Here is a 1,220-nt window from a genome sequence, read left to right as displayed (position 1 = left end):
CCTCACCGTTTCACTTGGGGACGGCTGACTCCGGGGCGGAAATGCGAAAGTGCCTTCCTGACCTGGGACGATGAACCTTGCTGAGGGGTTCTGTCGGTCCAGGCGGAGGGCACTTTCTACGTGCAGGCTATCGGGTTGCGTCCCAAGGTCCATGTCACTGCTGATGGTTCGGGGGTGGTCGGGCATGCCGGGGCACGGTTGCTGGCGGATCTCGCTGATGTCACCGGGCTGAGCGCCGCGTACTCCGCCGCTCTCAGGCCGCTTCGGCCGCGTGGGACCGGGCATGATCCGGGCCGGATCGCCACCGACCTGGCGGTGATGCTCGCCGACGGCGGCGAGGCCATCGCGGATCTGGCCGTACTGCGGGACCAGGCAGGGGTGTTCGGACCCGTCGCCTCGAACCCGACGGCCTGGCGGCTGCTCGCCGACACCGACGAGAGGACACTGGCGTCGCTGCGCTCGGCCCGCGCCCAGGCCCGGGAAGTCGCCTGGCTGCAGGCCGCGGAGCACGGCGAGGGCATACCCGCAGCCCGGGCCGCGGGACGCATTCTGCCCGGGCTGGTCCTGGACCTCGACGCCACGCTGGTCACCTGCCACTCCGAGAAAGAGCAGGCCGCCCCGACCTATAAGGGCGGCTTCGGCTTCCACCCACTGCTGTGCTTCCTGGCCAACACCGGCGAGGCACTGGCTGGCCGGCTGCGGCCCGGCAACGCCGGTGCCAACACCGCCGCCGACCACGTCACGGTGCTCGACCAGGCGCTCGCGCAGATCCCCGACGCCCACCGGCACGGCACCGACATCCTGATCCGCACCGACAGTGCCGGATCCGCGAAAGCCTTCCTCGCCCACGTCCGCGACGTGCGGAAACGAGGAATCCGTACCTTCTTCTCGGTCGGATACGCCATCACCGAGCCGGTCCGCCGCGCTGTCCGGGCCATGCCCGACTGCCTCTGGCATCCCGCCCTTAACCAGGACGGGACGCTGCGTGATGGCGCTGAGGTCACCGAGCTGACCGGCATGGTCGACCTGACCGGCTACCCCGTCGGCACCCGCATCATCGTGCGCCGGGAACGTCCGCACCCCGGAGCCCAGCTGTCCCTGTTCGATCAGGACGAGGGCCTGCGGCATCAGGTGTTCCTCACCGACACCCCGTACTGCGATGGCGGCTCCGCCCAATTCCTGGAGGTCCGTCACCGCGGGCATGCATGCGTCGAGGACCA

General features: G+C 69.8%; 1 protein-coding gene. It reads left to right on the top strand.

Annotated elements, in window-relative coordinates; genetic code table 11:
• Nucleotides 1-90 precede the first annotated feature (90 nt).
• Nucleotides 91-1,220 (top strand): IS1380 family transposase (locus AB0D57_RS47825; protein WP_362088788.1); only part of this gene is annotated, 1,130 nt, incomplete at its 3' end.

Source organism: Streptomyces sp. NPDC048275 (assembly GCF_040652275.1).
Classification (GTDB): domain Bacteria; phylum Actinomycetota; class Actinomycetes; order Streptomycetales; family Streptomycetaceae; genus Streptomyces.
Note: the sequence above shows the minus strand (reverse complement) of the source record. Positions and strands in the feature narration are given on the sequence as shown.